Raw genomic sequence first — 1,807 nt, 5'->3', positions numbered from 1 at the left:
TTCTTGCTCCTTCTTTTGCCTTTAAAGCCAGTTTATCAATATGTATGTTACATGGAGTCACTTCGCTCCAGGTACTTGCAATTCCTATCATTGGCTTCTTAAAATCCTCTGTACTAAAGCCGACCGCCCTTAACATCGCCCTGTTCGGAGCCTTTCTCGCATCATCACTGAATACATGACTTTTTATCCTCAAATCTTTTTCCATTGGAAGTCCCTCCCGATTTTTTATTCACTACAATAAACCTTTTTAAATGCAATTGCAATAATTTTCGAAAAATTATAATAATGAAAGCGAATTCATTTTTACAATAAGAAAAATTACCTAATTGTTATGAGAAAACAGATAGTGAGGTCTAATTTTAGGAATTAGATAGTTTTTCATTGTTATTAGTTACTAACGATAAAAGGCCAGGTAGCAATTTGCTCCCCGGCTCTTTTTTTGTTTACATAATAATATTATTGCTTTCTTGCTTCGGTCATCTGCTTCCATACTGAACCTTTGGCTTCCTCACCCAGTTCAATTCGGGCAATTGCCAATTTCACCTGCATGCTGACTTCAAATTCCGGATCATTTTCAGCTTCTTTCAGAGCAGGTATTGCCATTTCGTCTCCAACCTCATAGAGGAACATCGCAGCACGCCAGCGTACAAGCTTGCTCGAATCTTTCAAGGCTGCCATCATTTCATGCATCGCTTCAGGATGGCCTAAATCTGACAAGCAGTCCCCAGCTGTCCTTCTCACTGTGACGGTTTTGTCCTTTAATGCTTTATATAGCAGCGGCAGCGCTTCTTTATCCTCAATCATTCCAAGATATACTGTTGCCAGTCTGCGAATGGATGCCTTCTCATCATTCAACGCTTTTTCAAGCATTGATAAGTCCTCAACTGTTGGATCCTCCATTTGCTCTAGCAGCTGGTACCTTATACGCCAATCTGGATTATCCAAATCGGCTGCTATAATTCTTATTTTTTTCTTCGCAGATTTGATTTGTGCTTCCTGCGCAGGATTTTGTGCAACCGTCACAATCTCTTTCAGCCTTTCAGGAGGATAGGCTGCGAGAAGTTCTTCGACTACTTCATTTCCTACCTGTTCAAATTCGCCGTATCTTACTCCAAGCTCCTTCCATCTGCGGACCATAACGATATTATCTTCAGGAGATCGAACTTCGCCAACGCTTTTTACAAAAAGATCCGGAAGGCCGAAGCGCTTCTCTTCAGTTCCATCTGTTAATTTAACCTGCATCGGGATGCCCTTGTACACTTGAACTTGAACTTTAATTTCTCCAAAATGCTCATTTATTCTTGGTGTGCCATCGCCTGATTCCTCAGTCTCCTGACCAAAGGCTTTTCTCACCTCGGGTAAAATAGCCTGCCAGTCAAATTTCGCATTCCTCTCTACTGCAAGGAAATCTGCTACATGGTAAACACCTTTCACGCCTTCGATGTCGAGTATTTTAACAATAACATCAGGTGCTCCGGCTGCAGCACCCTTCTTGTAATTATTGCTTTTGCCCATAGGAAGCTCTTCATCTAGATTTATTTTCATTGTATTCGGACTTGGTGTTGGTTCAATCGATAAAATTTTCAAATTCCCACCCCTTTGTAATTATTAGGAATGAAGCCATTTTAACATAACAGGATATGGTTAGCATCGAGAGCAACTCATATTGGTAAGCAATTTTATGCCTTCCTGCAAAAACCATTATTCCTATGTTGATGTACTTGACTTCGTTACCTTTAACGCTGGCTAACGATCTTTTATTGTCCTATTATCTTAATCAACATGTTTATTAGCTTTATTTATCATC

Annotated in this window: 1 protein-coding gene and 1 pseudogene; both read right to left on the bottom strand. The window is 40.1% G+C overall.

Annotation, left to right across the window (positions count from 1 at the left end; genetic code table 11):
* Positions 1-205: pseudogene (locus WB217_RS18205) on the bottom strand (dihydroxy-acid dehydratase); the annotation flags it as partial.
* Positions 206-456: 251 nt separating this feature from the next.
* Complete coding sequence (locus WB217_RS18200; protein ID WP_423994719.1) at positions 457-1,587, bottom strand: conserved virulence factor C family protein; 1,131 nt, start codon at positions 1,585-1,587, stop codon at positions 457-459.
* Positions 1,588-1,807 lie beyond the last annotated feature (220 nt).

Origin of the sequence: Mesobacillus sp., assembly GCF_049588175.1 — a bacterium.
Lineage (GTDB): Bacteria > Bacillota > Bacilli > Bacillales > Cytobacillaceae > Mesobacillus.
Note: the sequence above shows the minus strand (reverse complement) of the source record. Positions and strands in the feature narration are given on the sequence as shown.